Genomic DNA, 18094 nt, shown 5'->3' with positions numbered 1-18094 from the left:
ATGTCTGAAGCTCCTAAAAAACGTTGGTACGTCGTTCAGGCGTTTTCCGGTTTTGAAGGTCGCGTAGCTACCTCGTTGCGTGAACATATCAAATTACACAATATGGAAGAGTTGTTTGGCGAAGTCATGGTGCCGACGGAAGAAGTGGTCGAGATCCGTGGCGGCCTGCGCCGTAAAAGCGAGCGTAAATTCTTCCCTGGTTATGTACTGGTCCAGATGGTCATGAATGACGCGAGTTGGCACCTGGTACGTAGCGTGCCTCGAGTGATGGGCTTTATCGGCGGCACCTCTGACCGTCCGGCTCCGATCAGTGATAAAGAAGTGGACGCGATCATGAACCGTCTGCAGCAGGTTGGTGATAAGCCGCGGCCGAAAACGCTATTTGAACCGGGTGAGATGGTACGCGTTAGCGATGGTCCGTTCGCAGACTTTAATGGCGTCGTCGAAGAAGTTGACTATGAGAAATCGCGTCTGAAGGTGTCCGTTTCTATCTTCGGTCGTGCAACTCCGGTTGAACTTGATTTTGCTCAGGTAGAAAAAGCTTAACTGCCGATCAAAAAAACAGCGATTTAATCATTGCGTGAGGCGCGAAATTGACATACAATTTCGCGCCTTTTGTTTTTATGGGTCATATGCCCATAAAGCGATATTTATCACGGGGAGCCTTTTTTAAAGGCGTTACACCCAAACGAGGAAATTTAAATGGCTAAGAAAGTACAAGCCTACGTCAAGCTGCAGGTTGCAGCTGGTATGGCAAACCCGAGTCCGCCGGTTGGTCCAGCACTGGGTCAGCAGGGTGTGAACATCATGGAATTCTGCAAAGCGTTCAACGCTAAAACCGAATCCCTGGAAAAAGGTCTGCCAATCCCGGTTGTTATCACCGTTTACGCTGACCGTTCTTTTACCTTTGTTACTAAGACTCCGCCGGCTGCTGTTCTCCTGAAGAAAGCTGCAGGCATCAAGTCTGGTTCCGGTAAGCCGAACAAAGATAAAGTAGGTAAAATTTCCCGCGCTCAGCTGCAGGAAATCGCGCAGACCAAAGCTGCCGACATGACTGGTTCCGACATTGAAGCGATGACTCGCTCCATTGAAGGTACTGCACGTTCCATGGGCCTGGTAGTGGAGGACTAAGAAATGGCTAAACTGACCAAGCGCATGTCCGTGATCCGTGACAAAGTTGATGCAACTAAACAGTATGACATCAACGAAGCCATTGCCCTGCTGAAAGAGCTGGCGACCGCTAAGTTTGTAGAAAGCGTTGACGTTGCTGTAAACCTCGGCATCGACGCTCGTAAATCTGACCAGAACGTCCGTGGCGCAACTGTACTGCCGCACGGCACAGGTCGTTCCGTTCGCGTAGCCGTATTTGCCCAGGGCCCGAACGCTGAAGCAGCTAAAGCTGCAGGCGCCGAGCTGGTAGGTATGGAAGATCTGGCTGACCAGATCAAAAAAGGCGAAATGAACTTTGACGTTGTTATTGCTTCCCCGGATGCAATGCGCGTTGTTGGCCAGTTGGGCCAGGTTCTGGGTCCACGTGGCCTGATGCCAAACCCGAAAGTTGGTACCGTGACTCCTAACGTTGCTGAAGCAGTTAAGAACGCTAAAGCAGGCCAGGTTCGTTACCGTAACGACAAAAACGGCATCATCCACACTACCATCGGTAAAGTGGATTTTGACGCTGACAAACTGAAAGAAAACCTGGAGTCTCTGCTGGTTGCGCTGAAAAAAGCAAAACCGACTCAGGCAAAAGGCGTGTACATCAAGAAAGTTAGCCTCTCCACCACCATGGGTGCTGGCGTTGCCGTTGATCAGTCTGGTCTGACTGCGACAGTGGCGAACTAATATTCGCCTTTACGTGGGCGTAGGATTTGTCTACAATTCTACCCCCACGTTTGTTAACGAAAGTTAGCAAATAACAGATTTGTTCGTTGGAGCCTGGCCTATCCAGGCCTCCGTCGAAGACCGCAGGTGTTTCGCAAGAAACTTAATGCCCTGCGTAGACGGTGACAGAACGCTAAGATTATTTTTGGATACTCTGGCTTGTTTCTGCTCACCGTATAAAGACGCTCTTTCGTTGGAAAGAGTGAAGTGAGTTCCAGAGCATAAACTCTGGCAAACATCCAGGAGCAAAGCTAATGGCTTTAAATCTTCAAGACAAACAAGCGATTGTTGCTGAAGTCAGCGAAGTAGCCAAAGGCGCGCTGTCTGCAGTAGTTGCGGATTCCCGTGGCGTTACTGTAGGCAAAATGACTGAACTGCGTAAAGCAGGTCGTGAAGCTGGCGTTTACATGCGTGTTGTTCGTAACACCCTGCTGCGCCGCGTCGTTGAAGGTACTCAGTTCGAGTGCCTGAAAGACACGTTTGTTGGTCCGACCCTGATTGCATACTCTATGGAACACCCGGGCGCAGCTGCTCGTCTGTTCAAAGAGTTCGCGAAAGCGAATGCAAAATTTGAGGTCAAAGCCGCAGCCTTTGAAGGTGAGTTGATCCCGGCATCGCAAATCGATCGCCTGGCAACCCTGCCGACCTACGAAGAAGCAATTGCACGCCTGATGGCAACCATGAAAGAAGCTTCGGCTGGCAAACTGGTTCGCACTCTGGCTGCTGTTCGCGATGCGAAAGAAGCTGCTTAATCGCAGTTGTCTTTGTAAAGCATCTGCTTACGTATAAACTTATTCTGATATTCAGGAACAATTTAAATGTCTATCACTAAAGATCAAATCATTGAAGCAGTATCCGCTATGTCCGTAATGGACGTTGTTGAGCTGATCTCTGCAATGGAAGAAAAATTCGGTGTTTCCGCTGCTGCTGCTGTAGCTGTAGCTGCTGGCCCGGCTGAAGCTGCTGAAGAAAAAACTGAATTCGACGTAATTCTGAAAGGTATCGGCGCTAACAAAGTTGCCGTTATCAAAGCAGTACGTGGCGCAACTGGCCTGGGTCTGAAAGAAGCTAAAGACCTGGTAGAATCTGCTCCGGCCGCTCTGAAAGAAGGCGTGAGCAAAGATGACGCTGAAGCACTGAAAAAATCTCTGGAAGAAGCTGGCGCTGAAGTTGAAGTTAAATAAGCCAACTTTTCCGGTTGCAGCCTGAGTAATCAGGCTGATGGCTGGTGACTTTTTGGTCACCAGCCTTTTTGCGCTGTAAGGCGCCAGTAGCATTTCACACTGTTTGACTACTGGTTGTCCTGACAATGCTTGTTTCTATAGACGACTTAATATACTGCGACAGGTTAGGGCTCCTGAGCTGTGTAAATTGCAATGAAATGGTTTAAGCGTGATAGAAACAGGTATTGCGGAAAGTGTTCCATTTTCCGGTCAACAAAATAGTGTTGCATAAAAAACTGCCTTATGTGGGCAGATGGGTCGACTTGTCAGCGAGCTGAGGAACCCTATGGTTTACTCCTATACCGAGAAAAAACGTATTCGTAAGGATTTTGGTAAACGTCCGCAGGTTCTGGACATACCTTATCTCCTTTCTATCCAGCTTGACTCGTTTCAGAAGTTCATCGAGCAAGATCCTGAAGGACAGTATGGTCTGGAAGCAGCTTTCCGTTCCGTATTTCCGATTAAGAGCTACAGCGGTAATTCTGAGCTGCAATACGTCAGCTACCGTCTGGGCGAACCTGTTTTTGACGTTAAAGAATGTCAGATTCGTGGCGTGACCTATTCGGCACCGCTGCGTGTAAAACTGCGTCTGGTGATCTACGAGCGCGAAGCGCCGGAAGGCACAGTCAAAGACATTAAAGAACAAGAAGTCTACATGGGCGAAATTCCGCTCATGACTGACAACGGCACCTTTGTTATCAACGGTACCGAGCGTGTTATCGTTTCTCAGCTGCACCGTAGCCCAGGCGTCTTCTTTGACTCCGACAAAGGGAAAACCCACTCTTCGGGTAAAGTGCTGTATAACGCGCGTATCATTCCTTATCGTGGTTCCTGGCTGGACTTCGAGTTCGACCCGAAAGACAACCTGTTTGTCCGTATTGACCGCCGTCGTAAGCTGCCAGCAACGATTATTCTGCGTGCGCTGCAGTACACCACTGAGCAGATCCTTGACCTGTTCTTCGACAAAGTGGTCTTTGAAATTCGCGATAACAAGCTGCAGATGGAGCTCATTCCTGAGCGTCTTCGCGGTGAAACAGCTTCTTTTGATATCGAAGCCAACGGCAAGTTGTACGTCGAAAAAGGCCGCCGCATCACTGCGCGCCACATTCGCCAGCTGGAAAAAGACGATATCAAACATATCGAAGTTCCGGTTGAGTACATTGCGGGTAAAGTTGCATCTAAAGACTATGTTGACGCATCTACCGGTGAGCTGATCTGCTCTGCGAACATGGAGCTGAGCCTGGATCTGCTGGCGAAGCTGAGCCAGTCTGGCCATAAGCGCATTGAAACTCTGTTCACCAACGATCTGGACCACGGTGCGTATATGTCTGAGACTATACGCGTTGACCCAACCAACGATCGTCTGAGCGCACTGGTAGAAATCTACCGCATGATGCGCCCTGGTGAACCGCCGACTCGTGAAGCAGCTGAAAATCTGTTCGAGAACCTGTTCTTCTCCGAAGACCGCTATGATCTGTCAGCGGTTGGTCGTATGAAGTTCAACCGCTCTCTGCTGCGTGATGAAATCGAAGGTTCCGGTATCCTGAGCAAAGAAGACATCATCGAAGTGATGAAAAAGCTCATCGATATCCGTAACGGTAAAGGCGAAGTCGATGATATCGACCACCTCGGTAACCGTCGTATCCGTTCCGTAGGCGAAATGGCGGAAAACCAATTCCGCGTTGGCCTGGTGCGTGTTGAGCGTGCGGTGAAAGAGCGTCTGTCTCTGGGCGATCTGGATACCCTGATGCCTCAGGATATGATCAACGCCAAGCCGATTTCTGCCGCGGTTAAAGAGTTCTTCGGTTCCAGCCAGCTTTCCCAGTTTATGGACCAGAACAACCCGTTGTCTGAGATTACGCACAAACGTCGTATCTCCGCACTCGGCCCAGGCGGTTTGACCCGTGAACGCGCAGGCTTTGAAGTTCGAGACGTACACCCGACTCACTACGGTCGCGTATGTCCTATCGAAACGCCTGAAGGTCCGAACATCGGTCTGATCAACTCCCTGTCCGTGTACGCACAGACTAACGAATACGGCTTCCTTGAGACTCCGTACCGTAAAGTAACCGACGGTGTTGTTACCGACGAAATTCATTACCTGTCTGCTATTGAAGAAGGCAACTACGTTATCGCTCAGGCGAACTCCAACCTGGATGACGAAGGCCACTTTGAAGAAGACCTGGTAACTTGTCGTAGCAAAGGCGAATCCAGCTTGTTCAGCCGCGACCAGGTTGACTACATGGACGTTTCCACCCAACAGGTGGTTTCCGTCGGTGCGTCCCTGATCCCGTTCCTGGAACACGATGACGCCAACCGTGCATTGATGGGTGCGAACATGCAACGTCAGGCGGTTCCGACTCTGCGTGCTGATAAGCCGCTGGTTGGTACCGGTATGGAACGTGCTGTTGCCGTTGACTCCGGTGTAACTGCGGTTGCTAAACGTGGCGGTCTGGTTCAGTACGTGGATGCCTCCCGTATCGTTATCAAAGTTAACGAAGACGAGATGTACCCGGGTGAAGCAGGTATCGACATCTATAACCTGACCAAATACACCCGTTCTAACCAGAACACCTGTATTAACCAGATGCCGTGTGTGTCTCTGGGTGAGCCAATCGAGCGCGGCGACGTGCTGGCAGATGGCCCGTCTACCGACCTCGGTGAGCTGGCGCTCGGTCAGAACATGCGCGTGGCATTCATGCCATGGAATGGTTACAACTTCGAAGACTCCATCCTCGTATCCGAGCGTGTTGTTCAGGAAGACCGTTTCACTACCATCCATATTCAGGAACTGGCATGTGTGTCTCGTGACACCAAGCTGGGGCCGGAAGAGATCACTGCTGACATCCCGAACGTGGGTGAGGCTGCGCTCTCCAAACTGGATGAATCCGGTATCGTTTACATTGGTGCAGAAGTTACCGGTGGCGACATTCTGGTTGGTAAGGTCACGCCGAAAGGTGAAACCCAGCTGACGCCAGAAGAGAAGCTGCTGCGTGCAATCTTCGGTGAGAAAGCGTCTGATGTTAAAGACTCTTCTCTGCGCGTACCAAACGGTGTTTCCGGTACGATTATCGACGTTCAGGTCTTTACCCGCGATGGCGTAGAAAAAGACAAACGTGCGCTGGAAATCGAAGAGATGCAGCTGAAGCAGGCGAAGAAAGACCTGTCTGAAGAATTGCAGATCCTCGAGGCTGGCCTGTTTGGTCGTATCTACGCGGTGCTGGTTTCCGGTGGTGTTGAAGCTGAGAAGCTCGACAAACTGCCGCGTGACCGCTGGCTGGAACTCGGCCTGACCGACGAAGAGAAACAAAATCAGCTGGAACAGCTGGCTGAGCAGTATGACGAACTGAAGCACGAGTTCGAGAAAAAACTCGAAGCGAAACGCCGCAAAATCACTCAAGGCGACGATCTGGCACCGGGTGTGCTGAAGATTGTTAAAGTGTATCTGGCCGTTAAACGTCAGATTCAACCTGGTGACAAAATGGCAGGCCGTCACGGTAACAAAGGTGTTATTTCTAAGATCAACCCGATCGAAGATATGCCTTACGATGAAAACGGCACACCGGTAGACATCGTACTGAACCCGCTGGGTGTACCGTCTCGTATGAACATCGGTCAGATTCTGGAAACCCACTTGGGTATGGCTGCGAAAGGCATTGGCGAGAAAATCAATGCCATGCTGAAGCAGCAGGAAGAAGTCGCTAAACTGCGCGAATTCATCCAGCGAGCCTACGATCTGGGTACTGACGTTCGTCAGAAGGTCGATCTGAACACCTTCACTGATGAAGAAGTTCTGCGTCTTGCTGAAAACCTGAAAAAAGGTATGCCGATCGCAACGCCAGTATTCGACGGTGCGAAAGAGTCTGAAATCAAGGAACTGTTACAGCTGGGTGGACTGCCGACTTCCGGTCAGATCACCCTGTTCGACGGTCGTACCGGTGAGCAGTTCGAGCGCCAGGTAACCGTTGGCTACATGTACATGCTGAAACTGAACCACCTGGTTGATGACAAAATGCATGCGCGTTCTACCGGTTCTTACAGCCTGGTTACTCAGCAGCCGCTGGGTGGTAAGGCGCAGTTCGGTGGTCAGCGCTTCGGGGAGATGGAAGTGTGGGCGCTGGAAGCTTATGGCGCGGCATACACCCTGCAGGAAATGCTCACCGTTAAGTCTGATGACGTGAACGGTCGTACCAAGATGTATAAAAACATCGTGGACGGCAATCATCAGATGGAACCGGGCATGCCGGAATCCTTCAACGTACTGTTGAAAGAGATTCGCTCGCTGGGCATCAACATCGAACTGGAAGACGAGTAACTCTCGCTCAAACAGGTCACTGGTGCCGGGATAATTCCCGGCACCAGATTGTGCTAACTCCGACGGGAGCAAATCCGTGAAAGATTTATTAAAGTTTCTGAAAGCGCAGACTAAAACCGAAGAGTTTGATGCGATCAAAATTGCTCTGGCCTCGCCAGACATGATCCGTTCATGGTCTTTTGGTGAAGTTAAAAAGCCGGAAACCATTAACTACCGTACGTTCAAGCCTGAGCGTGACGGCCTTTTCTGCGCCCGTATCTTTGGGCCAGTAAAAGACTACGAGTGCCTGTGCGGTAAGTACAAGCGCCTGAAACACCGTGGTGTGATCTGTGAGAAGTGCGGCGTTGAAGTGACCCAGACTAAAGTGCGCCGTGAGCGTATGGGCCACATCGAGCTGGCGTCTCCGACTGCGCACATCTGGTTCCTGAAATCGCTGCCGTCCCGCATCGGCCTGCTGCTCGATATGCCGCTGCGTGATATCGAACGCGTACTGTACTTCGAATCTTATGTCGTTATCGAAGGTGGTATGACCAACCTGGAACGTCAACAGATCCTGACTGAAGAGCAGTATCTGGACGCGCTGGAAGAGTTCGGTGACGAATTCGATGCGAAGATGGGTGCGGAAGCAATCCAGGCCCTGCTGAAAAGCATGGATCTGGAGCAAGAGTGTGAAACTCTGCGCGAAGAGCTGAACGAAACCAACTCCGAAACCAAGCGTAAAAAGCTGACCAAGCGTATCAAACTGCTGGAAGCGTTCGTACAGTCTGGTAACAAGCCAGAGTGGATGATCCTGACCGTTCTGCCGGTTCTGCCGCCAGATCTGCGTCCGTTGGTTCCGCTGGATGGCGGTCGTTTCGCAACGTCAGATCTGAACGATCTGTATCGTCGCGTGATTAACCGTAACAACCGTCTGAAACGTCTGTTGGATCTGGCTGCGCCGGATATCATCGTACGTAACGAAAAACGTATGCTGCAGGAAGCGGTTGACGCCCTGCTGGATAACGGTCGTCGCGGTCGTGCGATCACCGGTTCTAACAAACGTCCTCTGAAATCTTTGGCCGATATGATCAAAGGTAAGCAGGGTCGTTTCCGTCAGAACCTGCTCGGTAAGCGTGTTGACTACTCCGGTCGTTCTGTTATCACCGTAGGTCCATACCTGCGTCTGCATCAGTGCGGTCTGCCGAAAAAAATGGCACTGGAGCTGTTCAAACCGTTCATCTACGGCAAACTGGAACTGCGTGGCCTCGCCACCACCATCAAAGCCGCTAAGAAAATGGTTGAGCGTGAAGAAGCTGTCGTTTGGGATATCCTGGACGAAGTTATCCGCGAACACCCGGTACTGCTGAACCGCGCACCAACACTGCACCGTCTGGGGATCCAGGCGTTTGAACCGGTACTTATCGAAGGTAAAGCTATTCAGCTGCACCCGCTGGTTTGTGCGGCATATAACGCCGACTTCGATGGTGACCAGATGGCTGTTCACGTACCGCTGACGCTGGAAGCCCAGCTGGAAGCGCGTGCGTTGATGATGTCTACCAACAACATCCTGTCCCCAGCGAACGGTGAACCTATCATTGTTCCTTCTCAGGACGTTGTATTGGGTCTGTACTACATGACCCGTGACTGTGTTAACGCCAAGGGCGAAGGCATGGTGCTGACTGGCCCGAAAGAAGCTGAGCGTATCTATCGCGCAGGTCTGGCCTCTCTGCATGCGCGTGTAAAAGTGCGTATCACCGAATATGAAAAAGATGAAAACGGCGAATTCGTCGCGAAAACCAGCTTGAAAGACACGACCGTTGGCCGTGCCATTCTGTGGATGATCGTACCTAAAGGTCTGCCGTTCACCATCGTGAACCAGGCGCTGGGTAAAAAAGCGATCTCTAAGATGCTGAACACCTGTTACCGTATTCTGGGCCTGAAACCAACCGTTATTTTTGCGGACCAGACGATGTACACCGGCTTTGCTTATGCAGCGCGTTCAGGTGCATCCGTTGGTATCGATGACATGGTCATCCCGGAGAAAAAATACGAGATCATCAGCGAAGCGGAAGCTGAAGTTGCTGAGATTCAGGAACAGTTCCAGTCTGGTCTGGTAACTGCGGGCGAACGCTATAACAAAGTTATCGATATCTGGGCTGCGGCGAACGATCGTGTATCTAAAGCGATGATGGATAACCTGCAAACTGAAACCGTGATTAACCGTGACGGCGAAGAAGAGCAGCAGGTTTCCTTCAACAGCATCTACATGATGGCCGACTCCGGTGCGCGTGGTTCTGCTGCACAGATTCGTCAGCTTGCTGGTATGCGTGGTCTGATGGCGAAGCCAGATGGCTCCATCATCGAAACGCCAATCACCGCGAACTTCCGTGAAGGTCTGAACGTACTTCAGTACTTCATCTCCACGCACGGTGCGCGTAAAGGTCTGGCGGATACCGCACTGAAAACAGCGAACTCCGGTTACCTGACTCGTCGTCTGGTTGACGTTGCCCAGGACCTGGTTGTCACTGAAGACGACTGTGGTACCCTGGAAGGCATCACTATGACCCCGGTTATCGAGGGCGGCGATGTTAAAGAGCCGCTGCGCGATCGCGTACTGGGTCGTGTGACTGCTGAAGACGTTCTGAAGCCGGGCACCGCGGACATTCTGGTTCCACGCAATACGCTGCTGCACGAGCACTGGTGTGACCTGCTGGAAGAGAACTCCGTTGACTCCGTCAAAGTGCGTTCCGTTGTATCCTGTGACACCGACTTTGGTGTATGTGCGCACTGCTACGGTCGTGACCTGGCGCGTGGCCACATCATCAACAAAGGTGAAGCCATCGGCGTTATCGCGGCACAGTCCATCGGTGAGCCGGGTACACAGCTGACGATGCGTACGTTCCACATCGGTGGTGCGGCATCTCGTGCGGCTGCTGAATCCAGCATCCAGGTGAAAAACAAAGGTAGCATCCGTCTGAGCAATGCGAAGTCGGTTGTGAACTCTGCCGGTAAGCTGGTAGTGACCTCTCGTAACACCGAACTGAAGCTGATCGACGAATTCGGTCGTACCAAAGAGAGCTATAAAGTTCCTTACGGTGCGGTGATGGGCAAAGGTGATGGTGAGCAGGTTGCTGGCGGGGAAACCGTAGCGAACTGGGATCCGCACACCATGCCGGTAATCACTGAAGTAAGTGGTTTCATCCGCTTTACTGACATGATTGACGGCCAGACCATTACTCGTCAGACCGACGAGCTGACCGGTCTGTCTTCGCTGGTGGTTCTGGATTCTGCAGAGCGTACAGCGGGTGGTAAAGACCTGCGTCCGGCCCTGAAAATCGTTGATGCTAACGGTAACGACGTTCTGATCCCTGGTACCGATATGTCTGCGCAGTACTTCCTGCCAGGTAAAGCGATCGTCCAGTTGGAAGATGGCATCCAGATCAGTGCGGGTGACGCTTTGGCGCGTATTCCTCAGGAATCCAGCGGTACCAAGGATATCACCGGTGGTCTGCCGCGCGTTGCGGATCTGTTCGAAGCACGTCGTCCGAAAGAGCCAGCAATCCTGGCGGAAATCAGCGGCATCATTTCCTTCGGTAAAGAAACCAAAGGGAAGCGTCGTCTGGTTATCACTCCGTTAGACGGTAGCGATCCGTACGAAGAGATGATTCCGAAATGGCGTCAGCTCAACGTGTTCGAAGGCGAACGTGTAGAACGTGGTGACGTGGTTTCCGACGGTCCGGAAGCACCGCACGACATCCTGCGTCTTCGTGGCGTACACGCGGTAACGCGTTACATCACCAACGAAGTACAGGACGTATATCGTCTGCAAGGCGTTAAGATTAACGATAAACACATTGAAGTTATCGTTCGTCAGATGCTGCGTAAAGCGACCATCGAAAGTGCTGGTAGCTCCGACTTCCTGGAAGGCGAGCAGGTTGAATACTCCCGCGTCAAGATTGCTAACCGCGATCTGGAAGCGAATGGCAAAGTGGCGGCAACTTATTCCCGCGACCTGCTGGGTATCACCAAAGCGTCTCTGGCAACCGAATCGTTCATTTCTGCCGCATCGTTCCAGGAGACCACGCGTGTCCTGACCGAAGCAGCCGTTGCGGGTAAACGCGACGAACTGCGTGGCTTGAAAGAGAACGTCATCGTGGGTCGTCTGATCCCGGCCGGTACTGGTTATGCTTACCACCAGGATCGTATGCGCCGTCGCGCAGCAGGCGAACAGCCAGCTGTACCGCAGGTGAGTGTTGAAGAAGCTTCAGCTAACCTGGCAGAACTGCTGAACGCAGGTCTGGGTGGCTCTGACAACGATTAATCGTTGATTCGCTAAGCGCTTAAAAAGCCAGTCGGGTTTCCTGACTGGCTTTTTTTATTGTCATTTCTGAACATGGACCCTCTTCTCAGAGGGCCGTCATTTAGCGCCTGCCAACCGATCGGCATTCTTCATTACATCCATTTTAATTTACATTTTACTAATGTTAATACTCCAATTAATTAGCAATTAGTCATTAATATAAATCATTAATTGCTATTTATTAATTGCGTCATCAATTGATAGGCGGAAATTCTACACGTATCAAAAAATAAGAACCGTAAACTCTATATAGTCAAAAAACTCAAATAATCATGTGATTACTTTCCCTGTTCTTTTCGGTTTACCACAACTGAGGGGATTGCAACGCCTGTCGAAAAGGCGATAGAGGAGGTGAGCAAATAAAAACAAAGCGTGAGCATTGCCGTTATTTAATAGATAGTTTCTGGGGGATGCATGGAATTTGCTATACAGCTCATCATTATCTTAATTTGTCTGTTCTATGGCGCGAAAAAGGGCGGAATTGCGCTCGGTCTTTTAGGCGGCATTGGGCTAGTTATCTTAGTCTTTGTTTTTCATCTTCAGCCGGGAAAACCGCCCGTCGATGTCATGCTGGTGATTATCGCGGTGGTCGCTGCTTCGGCGACATTACAGGCCTCCGGCGGTTTAGATGTCATGTTGCAGATTGCCGAGAAACTCCTGCGGCGCAACCCGAAGTACGTCTCGATCGTCGCGCCATTTGTCACCTGTACGCTGACGATTCTTTGCGGTACTGGTCACGTCGTTTATACGATTCTGCCTATTATATATGACGTTGCCATTAAGAATAATATCCGTCCGGAACGGCCTATGGCGGCAAGTTCTATCGGTGCGCAGATGGGAATTATCGCCAGCCCGGTTTCCGTTGCGGTTGTCTCACTGGTTGCCATGCTTGGTAATTTCACGTTTAACGGTAAGCATCTTGAATTCCTCGATCTCCTGGCTATAACTATCCCGTCCACGCTATTAGGTATTCTGGCTATCGGTATTTTTAGCTGGTTTCGTGGTAAGGACCTGGATAAAGACGAAAAATTTCAGGACTTCATCTCGACACCGGAAAATCGCCATTATGTTTACGGCGATACGGCCACGCTACTGGATAAGAAGCTGCCGACCAGCAACTGGATTGCGATGTGGATTTTTCTCGCATCGATCGCAGTGGTTGCCTTACTCGGTGCCTTTTCCGAACTGCGCCCGGCGTTCGACGGTAAGCCGCTGTCGATGGTTCTGGTGATCCAGATGTTTATGCTGCTCTCCGGAGCGCTCATCATTATCATTACCAAAACTAATCCGGCATCGATTTCCAAAAATGAGGTTTTCCGTTCGGGGATGATCGCCATCGTTGCGGTGTATGGTATCGCGTGGATGGCGGAGACCATGTTCGGCGCGCACATGACCGAAATTAAAGGCGTGCTGGGGGAGATGGTCAAAGAGTATCCGTGGGCCTACGCCATCGTGCTGCTGATGGTGTCGAAGTTTGTTAACTCCCAGGCGGCTGCGCTGGCGGCGATTGTCCCGGTGGCGTTGGCGATTGGTGTCGATCCTGCCTATATTGTGGCTTCTGCGCCTGCCTGCTATGGCTATTATATTCTGCCGACCTACCCAAGCGATCTGGCGGCGATTCAGTTCGACCGTTCAGGTACCACGCATATTGGCCGCTTTGTGATTAACCATAGTTTTATCCTGCCAGGATTAATTGGCGTCAGCGTCTCTTGCGTCTTTGGCTGGGTATTTGCGGCGATGTACGGCTTTCTTTAAGAGGAGACAGGCGCCGATAGCGGCGCCTGTTAAATGGTCGAGGTTATTGTGCGAGCGGAATACGGCGATAGAGTTCAATCATATCGGTCGCCAGATCCTGAATGACCATCGCGTTCATCAGGTGATCCTGCGAGTGAACGGTAATCAGGTTGACCGGAAGCTTGCCGGTACCCTCGTCCAGACCGATGAGCTGAGTCTGGATTTTATGTGCATGCTTAACGAATTCGTGGGATTCAGCCATGGCCTGCTCGGCGGCGGCGAAATCACCTTTACGCGCCAGCTGCAGAGCGGTTAAGGCTGAACTACGTGCTGAACCGGCGTTAACCAACAGCTCCATAATGATCGTTTCTAAATCTTCCATCTCTTACTCCATCAACTTCAGGGCTTTATCAAGCACGGCATCGCCTTTCATCATGCCGTAATCCATCATATCGATAACGGCGACTTTTTTACCGAACGGATCGGCCTGCGCCTGTAGTTTCGCCTGCTCATACTTCACTTGTGGTCCGAGCAGGATAATATCGGCAGCCGCGAGGTTATCTTTAAACTCGGCGACCGGTACGGCTTTGATGGAGACTTCGATACCTTTCTGTTGCGCAGCCGCCTGCATGCGTTGAACCAGCATGCTGGTGGACATACCCGCAGCACAGCATAAAACGATATTCTTCATAGTTCGTGGCCCTTGTGTTCCTTGATATACCATCTTTATCGCGGGCAAGAGGGCGGAACAACCGCTTTACGATGATTGTGTGTAAGTCATCACAAAATAATGAAACCGGTTTCTTTTTTGTGGCCGAAAATATCAATAAAGCCCAGCGAAGTGGGCTTGTAGAAGCTGATTATCTCAAGTGCGAATGATACGATTCTTTCCCTGCTGTTTGGCTTTGTAAAGTGCCTCATCGACGCTCACTACCAATTGCTCTAGTGGTTCCATATTCCATTCGCCTAAGCCCGCGCTGAACGTTACCGTCAATCCCTCTTCACGCCAGGAGCGCTGCGCGACGTTGGCTCGCCAGTTTTCCAACAACATCAGGGCATTATCGATATGCTCAGCGGCAAATATTACCGCAAATTCTTCGCCACCGTAACGATAGAGTGAAACGTGCAAAGGTTGCAAAACCTGCAAACCCTCACGGGCCACGTTACGCAGGACGATATCGCCATTGAGATGGCCCCAGGTATCATTTATCGATTTAAAGTTATCAATATCAACCAGCGCGAGGGCGAAAGGCTGATGATCGTTCATCAGCGCGGCAATATCGTTGTCGAAGGCCCGGCGGTTTTTGCAGCCAGTTAGCGCGTCGATGGTTGCCTGACGAACGTAGGTCAGTTCGCGCTGCTTATTGCTCTCAATGGCCTTGCTGAGCATGGCCTCAAGGCGCGGCGCACGCTTAACGTCCCCGGTCTTAATTGCATTGATGATGTTCATCAGTACGGTGCGTGACGCATGGCGTAGGTATAGCCCAAACAGAACAATGACAATGGCGGCAAGGGCAAAACCCCAGGACACAATGTTGGTTTCGTGGCGCGTTAAGTTGATTAGCGTCGAATTGGCGACACGGTAGATAATGAACCAGTCAGGATTGGTAAAAGAGTAGTAATAGTACCAGACGTCTTTATCTGCATCATAAAGCTGGCCTTCGCCGCTGGTCATACTGTCCATCAAGGTGCTGCTAACATAGGGTTTAAACAGAGCGCCAGGATCGGGATGAAGAACGACTTTACCATCACGTTGCACGACAAAAAATTCGCCCTGAACAGGTGCAACCATTTGTCGTAACGCGTAACCCATTGATGTCAGGTCGAGATGAAAAGCGAGGCTCCCTTTGAGTCGCCCTTCTGGAGAGATAATGGGTTTATAGAGAGTAATGGTTGGATGATGCGTGAAATAGTCGAGATAGGGACTGGTATAGAGGCTGACAGTGCTAGCTCCTGCCTGTTTGATAAACCACGGCCGCGATTTGGCATCAAAGGTCCGACTATCTTCGGTCTCCAGCACCTCGGGCACGCGTAGATAGTGCCCGTCTGTATCTGCCAGCGAGATTGAGGAAACTGTCTGCATCATGTTTTGCAACTGCATTAACAGCATTAAACCTTTTTCAGGGTTGATGTTAACGGCATTGTTTAATTCATCATTGCGCGCAAAGAAAGTTGCTGCGCGAGCGAGGATAAAATCATTTCCCCGGAGCAGCGTTTCCGTGTAATTCGTCGCCATGTTATGAGTGAAGTTGCGGTTTGTATGATGATAACCCTCAAGAAAATCGTTGCGCTGAGTCTGAGTGACAAACACCGCGATCAGCAAGAAGCTGAGTAAAATACCCGCAAACCCGATCAAAATCGGCGTGGTGAAAGAGAGTTTTCTGTTATGACGAGCCATGAGTCGTAAATCGTTCCAGAAGAGATAAACCGTGGGTTTAAACGCAGGTTTAGCCAGCATGCCTGCTGAGCGAATCAGATAAAACTCCGTTAATTATAACTCTCGCTTTGTAAGATGGATTTATTTATATGCGATAACAATGTGAGAGTGGAGCAGGGCGAAAATGAGGAAGAGCTATCATTCGCCCTGGACAGCATCCACTGCTGACGAAGACAGGGTAGAGAAACGGAAATCTGACAACAATCTCCCGTTTCTCTTTTTACGAGCATGCACGAAGAACTTTTAAGGAATTACATTCCTCTTCATGACGACCGGGAAGCGCGTCCCAGCCAGCTGTCCCAATCCTTCCAAACTGGCTGAAGCCCACTGGCAACCAGCGCGCTGGCGACCTCTTCGGGGCGACGGTCATCGTGAGGCGCAAACTGTTCGAGCTCAGGATGGTTATCGGCATAGCCACCTGGCTGGGTTTTCGAAAATGCACTGACGTTGTTAATGGCCAGCGGAATGACCCGATCGCGAAACCAGGGAGATTCGCGGGTTGAGAGCGAGAGTTCGATTTCCGGAGCCAGCAGACGGAAGGCGCAAATAGTTTGCACCAGTTGACGTTCATCCATGAGCGAGGCCGGTTCGATGCCTCCGGCGCAAGGTCGTAATCGCGGAAAAGAGATGGAGTAGCGGCTGCGCCAGTAGCGCTGCTGGAGCCACAGCAGATGCTCCGCCACCATAAAGCAATCTACGCGCCAGCTGTCGGAGAGGCCGATTAATGCGCCGAGGCCAATCTTATCAATCCCCGCCTGGCCGAGTCGGTCCGGCGTATCTAAGCGCCAGAAGAAGTCCTGTTTTTTCCCTTTCAGATGATGCTTCGCATACATGCTTTCATGGTAGGTCTCCTGGTAGACCATTACTCCGTCCAGACCGAGAGTTTTGAGTTCGGCATACTCCTCCATCGCCAGCGGCTGAACTTCCATATGTAGCGAGGCGAACTGGCGGCGAATAGCGGGCAAATGCTGACGAAAATAGTCCATACCGACTTTACCCTGATGTTCACCGGTGACCAGCAGCAGATGCTCAAAGCCCATTTCGCGGATTGCCGCGCACTCGCGAGCGATCTCATTATCGTCCAGAGTCTTGCGCTTGATGCGGTTGCTCATTGAGAAGCCACAGTAGGAACAGTCGTTGGCGCACAGATTGGAGAGGTACAGCGGGACGTAAAAACTGACGGTATTACCAAAACGCTGGCGGGTCAGACGCTGTGCACGCTGCGCCAAAAGTTCCAGATAGCCCGCGGCAGCAGGCGAGAGCAGGGCCATCATGTCATCGCGACTGAGCTGTTTTGCTGCCAGTGCGCGTTCGACGTCAGCCGGGGTTTTACTGTTAATACGCAGGCGAATGTCGTCCCAGTCCAGTTGCCGCCAGCGGTCAGTGAAAGTTTTCATACCAGCGCCTCCAGAAAGCCGGTCAACGGGCTGGTGGCCTGTGCCAGGCTGCTACGAGCACCGGGCCCGGCCTGTCTCGCCAGCGATCCTGCCTCGATCGCTAAGCGGAACGCGCGGGCCATGGTTACCGGATCGTCGGCAACGGCGATAGCGGTATTGACCAGGACCGCATCAGCGCCCATTTCCAGCGCCTGTGCCGCGTGGCTCGGTACGCCAATACCTGCATCAACGACCACCGGTACCGTGGCCTGTTCGATGATAATCTCCAGCATCGCTTTGGTTTCCAACCCCTGGTTGGAGCCGATAGGCGCGCCGAGCGGCATCACCGCCGCGCAGCCCGCTTCTTCCAGACGCTTGCACAGCACAGGGTCAGCGCCGCAGTAAGGCAGTACTACGAATCCTTCCCGCACTAATATTTCTGCCGCTTTCAGGGTTTCAATTGGGTCAGGGAGAAGCCAGCGGGCATCCGGGTGGATTTCCAGCTTCAGCCAGTTTGTGCCCAGCGCTTCCCGCGCCAGACGGGCGGCAAAGACGGCTTCTTCCGCCGTTTTCGCCCCTGAAGTATTGGGGAGCAGGTTCACACCCGCCGCCAGCAGCGGCGGGAGAATAGCGTCATTATGCTGACGCAGGTCGACACGTTTCATCGCCAGCGTAACCAGTTGGCTACCGGAGGCGCGAATGGCTTCGACCATGACGTCGGGGGCTGCGAATTTCCCGGTGCCGGTGAAAAGACGCGATTCAAAAGTTTTATCTGCGATACGTAACATG

At 51.6% G+C, this 18094-nt stretch carries 13 protein-coding genes; 8 read left to right on the top strand and 5 right to left on the bottom strand.

Going from position 1 to position 18094, the window contains the following annotated elements:
- From nusG to dcuB, 8 genes are all read left to right on the top strand, one after another.
- The gene (gene nusG, locus ACMYSL_RS27600) at window positions 1–546 is read left to right on the top strand and encodes a transcription termination/antitermination protein NusG (protein ID WP_041143537.1); all 546 of its coding nucleotides are present in this window, start codon (window positions 1–3) and stop codon (window positions 544–546) included.
- Window positions 547–702: 156 nt separating this feature from the next.
- Complete coding sequence (rplK, locus tag ACMYSL_RS27595; RefSeq protein ID WP_004097640.1) at window positions 703–1131, top strand: 50S ribosomal protein L11; 429 nt, start codon at window positions 703–705, stop codon at window positions 1129–1131.
- A gap of 3 nt (window positions 1132–1134) precedes the next feature.
- On the top strand, window positions 1135–1842 hold the full coding sequence (rplA, locus tag ACMYSL_RS27590; protein ID WP_110277336.1) for a 50S ribosomal protein L1: 708 nt from the start codon (window positions 1135–1137) through the stop codon (window positions 1840–1842).
- A 293-nt stretch (window positions 1843–2135) separates the two neighbouring features.
- Window positions 2136–2633, top strand: a complete 498-nt coding sequence (rplJ, locus tag ACMYSL_RS27585; RefSeq protein ID WP_111753862.1) for a 50S ribosomal protein L10 — start codon at window positions 2136–2138, stop codon at window positions 2631–2633.
- Between the two features lie 66 nt (window positions 2634–2699).
- Window positions 2700–3065: a 50S ribosomal protein L7/L12 gene (gene rplL / locus ACMYSL_RS27580; protein WP_049842133.1), complete on the top strand. Its 366-nt coding sequence runs from the start codon at window positions 2700–2702 to the stop codon at window positions 3063–3065.
- Window positions 3066–3390: 325 nt separating this feature from the next.
- Window positions 3391–7419 carry a DNA-directed RNA polymerase subunit beta gene (gene rpoB, locus ACMYSL_RS27575; RefSeq protein ID WP_434660734.1) on the top strand — a complete coding sequence of 1343 codons (4029 nt, stop codon included), beginning with the start codon at window positions 3391–3393 and terminating at the stop codon, window positions 7417–7419.
- A gap of 76 nt (window positions 7420–7495) precedes the next feature.
- Entirely contained in the window at window positions 7496–11719 is a 4224-nt protein-coding gene (gene rpoC / locus ACMYSL_RS27570) for a DNA-directed RNA polymerase subunit beta' (protein ID WP_434660732.1), read from the top strand.
- A 453-nt stretch (window positions 11720–12172) separates the two neighbouring features.
- Window positions 12173–13513, top strand: a complete 1341-nt coding sequence (dcuB, locus tag ACMYSL_RS27565) for an anaerobic C4-dicarboxylate transporter DcuB (RefSeq protein WP_110277340.1) — start codon at window positions 12173–12175, stop codon at window positions 13511–13513.
- A 43-nt stretch (window positions 13514–13556) separates the two neighbouring features.
- On the opposite strand, the gene ACMYSL_RS27560 is transcribed toward dcuB, so the two are convergent.
- From ACMYSL_RS27560 to thiG, 5 genes are all read right to left on the bottom strand, one after another.
- Window positions 13557–13874 (bottom strand): PTS lactose/cellobiose transporter subunit IIA, encoded by a 318-nt coding sequence (locus tag ACMYSL_RS27560; RefSeq protein ID WP_110277341.1) that lies wholly within the window; start codon window positions 13872–13874, stop codon window positions 13557–13559.
- Between the two features lie 3 nt (window positions 13875–13877).
- Entirely contained in the window at window positions 13878–14138 is a 261-nt protein-coding gene (locus tag ACMYSL_RS27555; RefSeq protein ID WP_249415956.1) for a PTS sugar transporter subunit IIB, read from the bottom strand.
- 219 nt (window positions 14139–14357) lie between these two features.
- Window positions 14358–15890, bottom strand: a complete 1533-nt coding sequence (locus ACMYSL_RS27550) for a sensor domain-containing diguanylate cyclase (protein ID WP_434664292.1) — start codon at window positions 15888–15890, stop codon at window positions 14358–14360.
- Window positions 15891–16192: 302 nt separating this feature from the next.
- Window positions 16193–17326: a 2-iminoacetate synthase ThiH gene (thiH, locus tag ACMYSL_RS27545; RefSeq protein WP_434660729.1), complete on the bottom strand. Its 1134-nt coding sequence runs from the start codon at window positions 17324–17326 to the stop codon at window positions 16193–16195.
- Window positions 17323–18093, bottom strand: coding sequence for a thiazole synthase (gene thiG, locus ACMYSL_RS27540; RefSeq protein WP_434660727.1), 771 nt, complete (start codon window positions 18091–18093; stop codon window positions 17323–17325). Before thiG ends, thiH begins: the two co-directional genes overlap by 4 nt.
- Window position 18094 lies beyond the last annotated feature (1 nt).

The organism is Klebsiella sp. MISC125, from assembly GCF_051131775.1.
Taxonomy (GTDB): domain Bacteria; phylum Pseudomonadota; class Gammaproteobacteria; order Enterobacterales; family Enterobacteriaceae; genus Klebsiella.
This window is presented reverse-complemented; position numbering and strand designations above follow the sequence as displayed.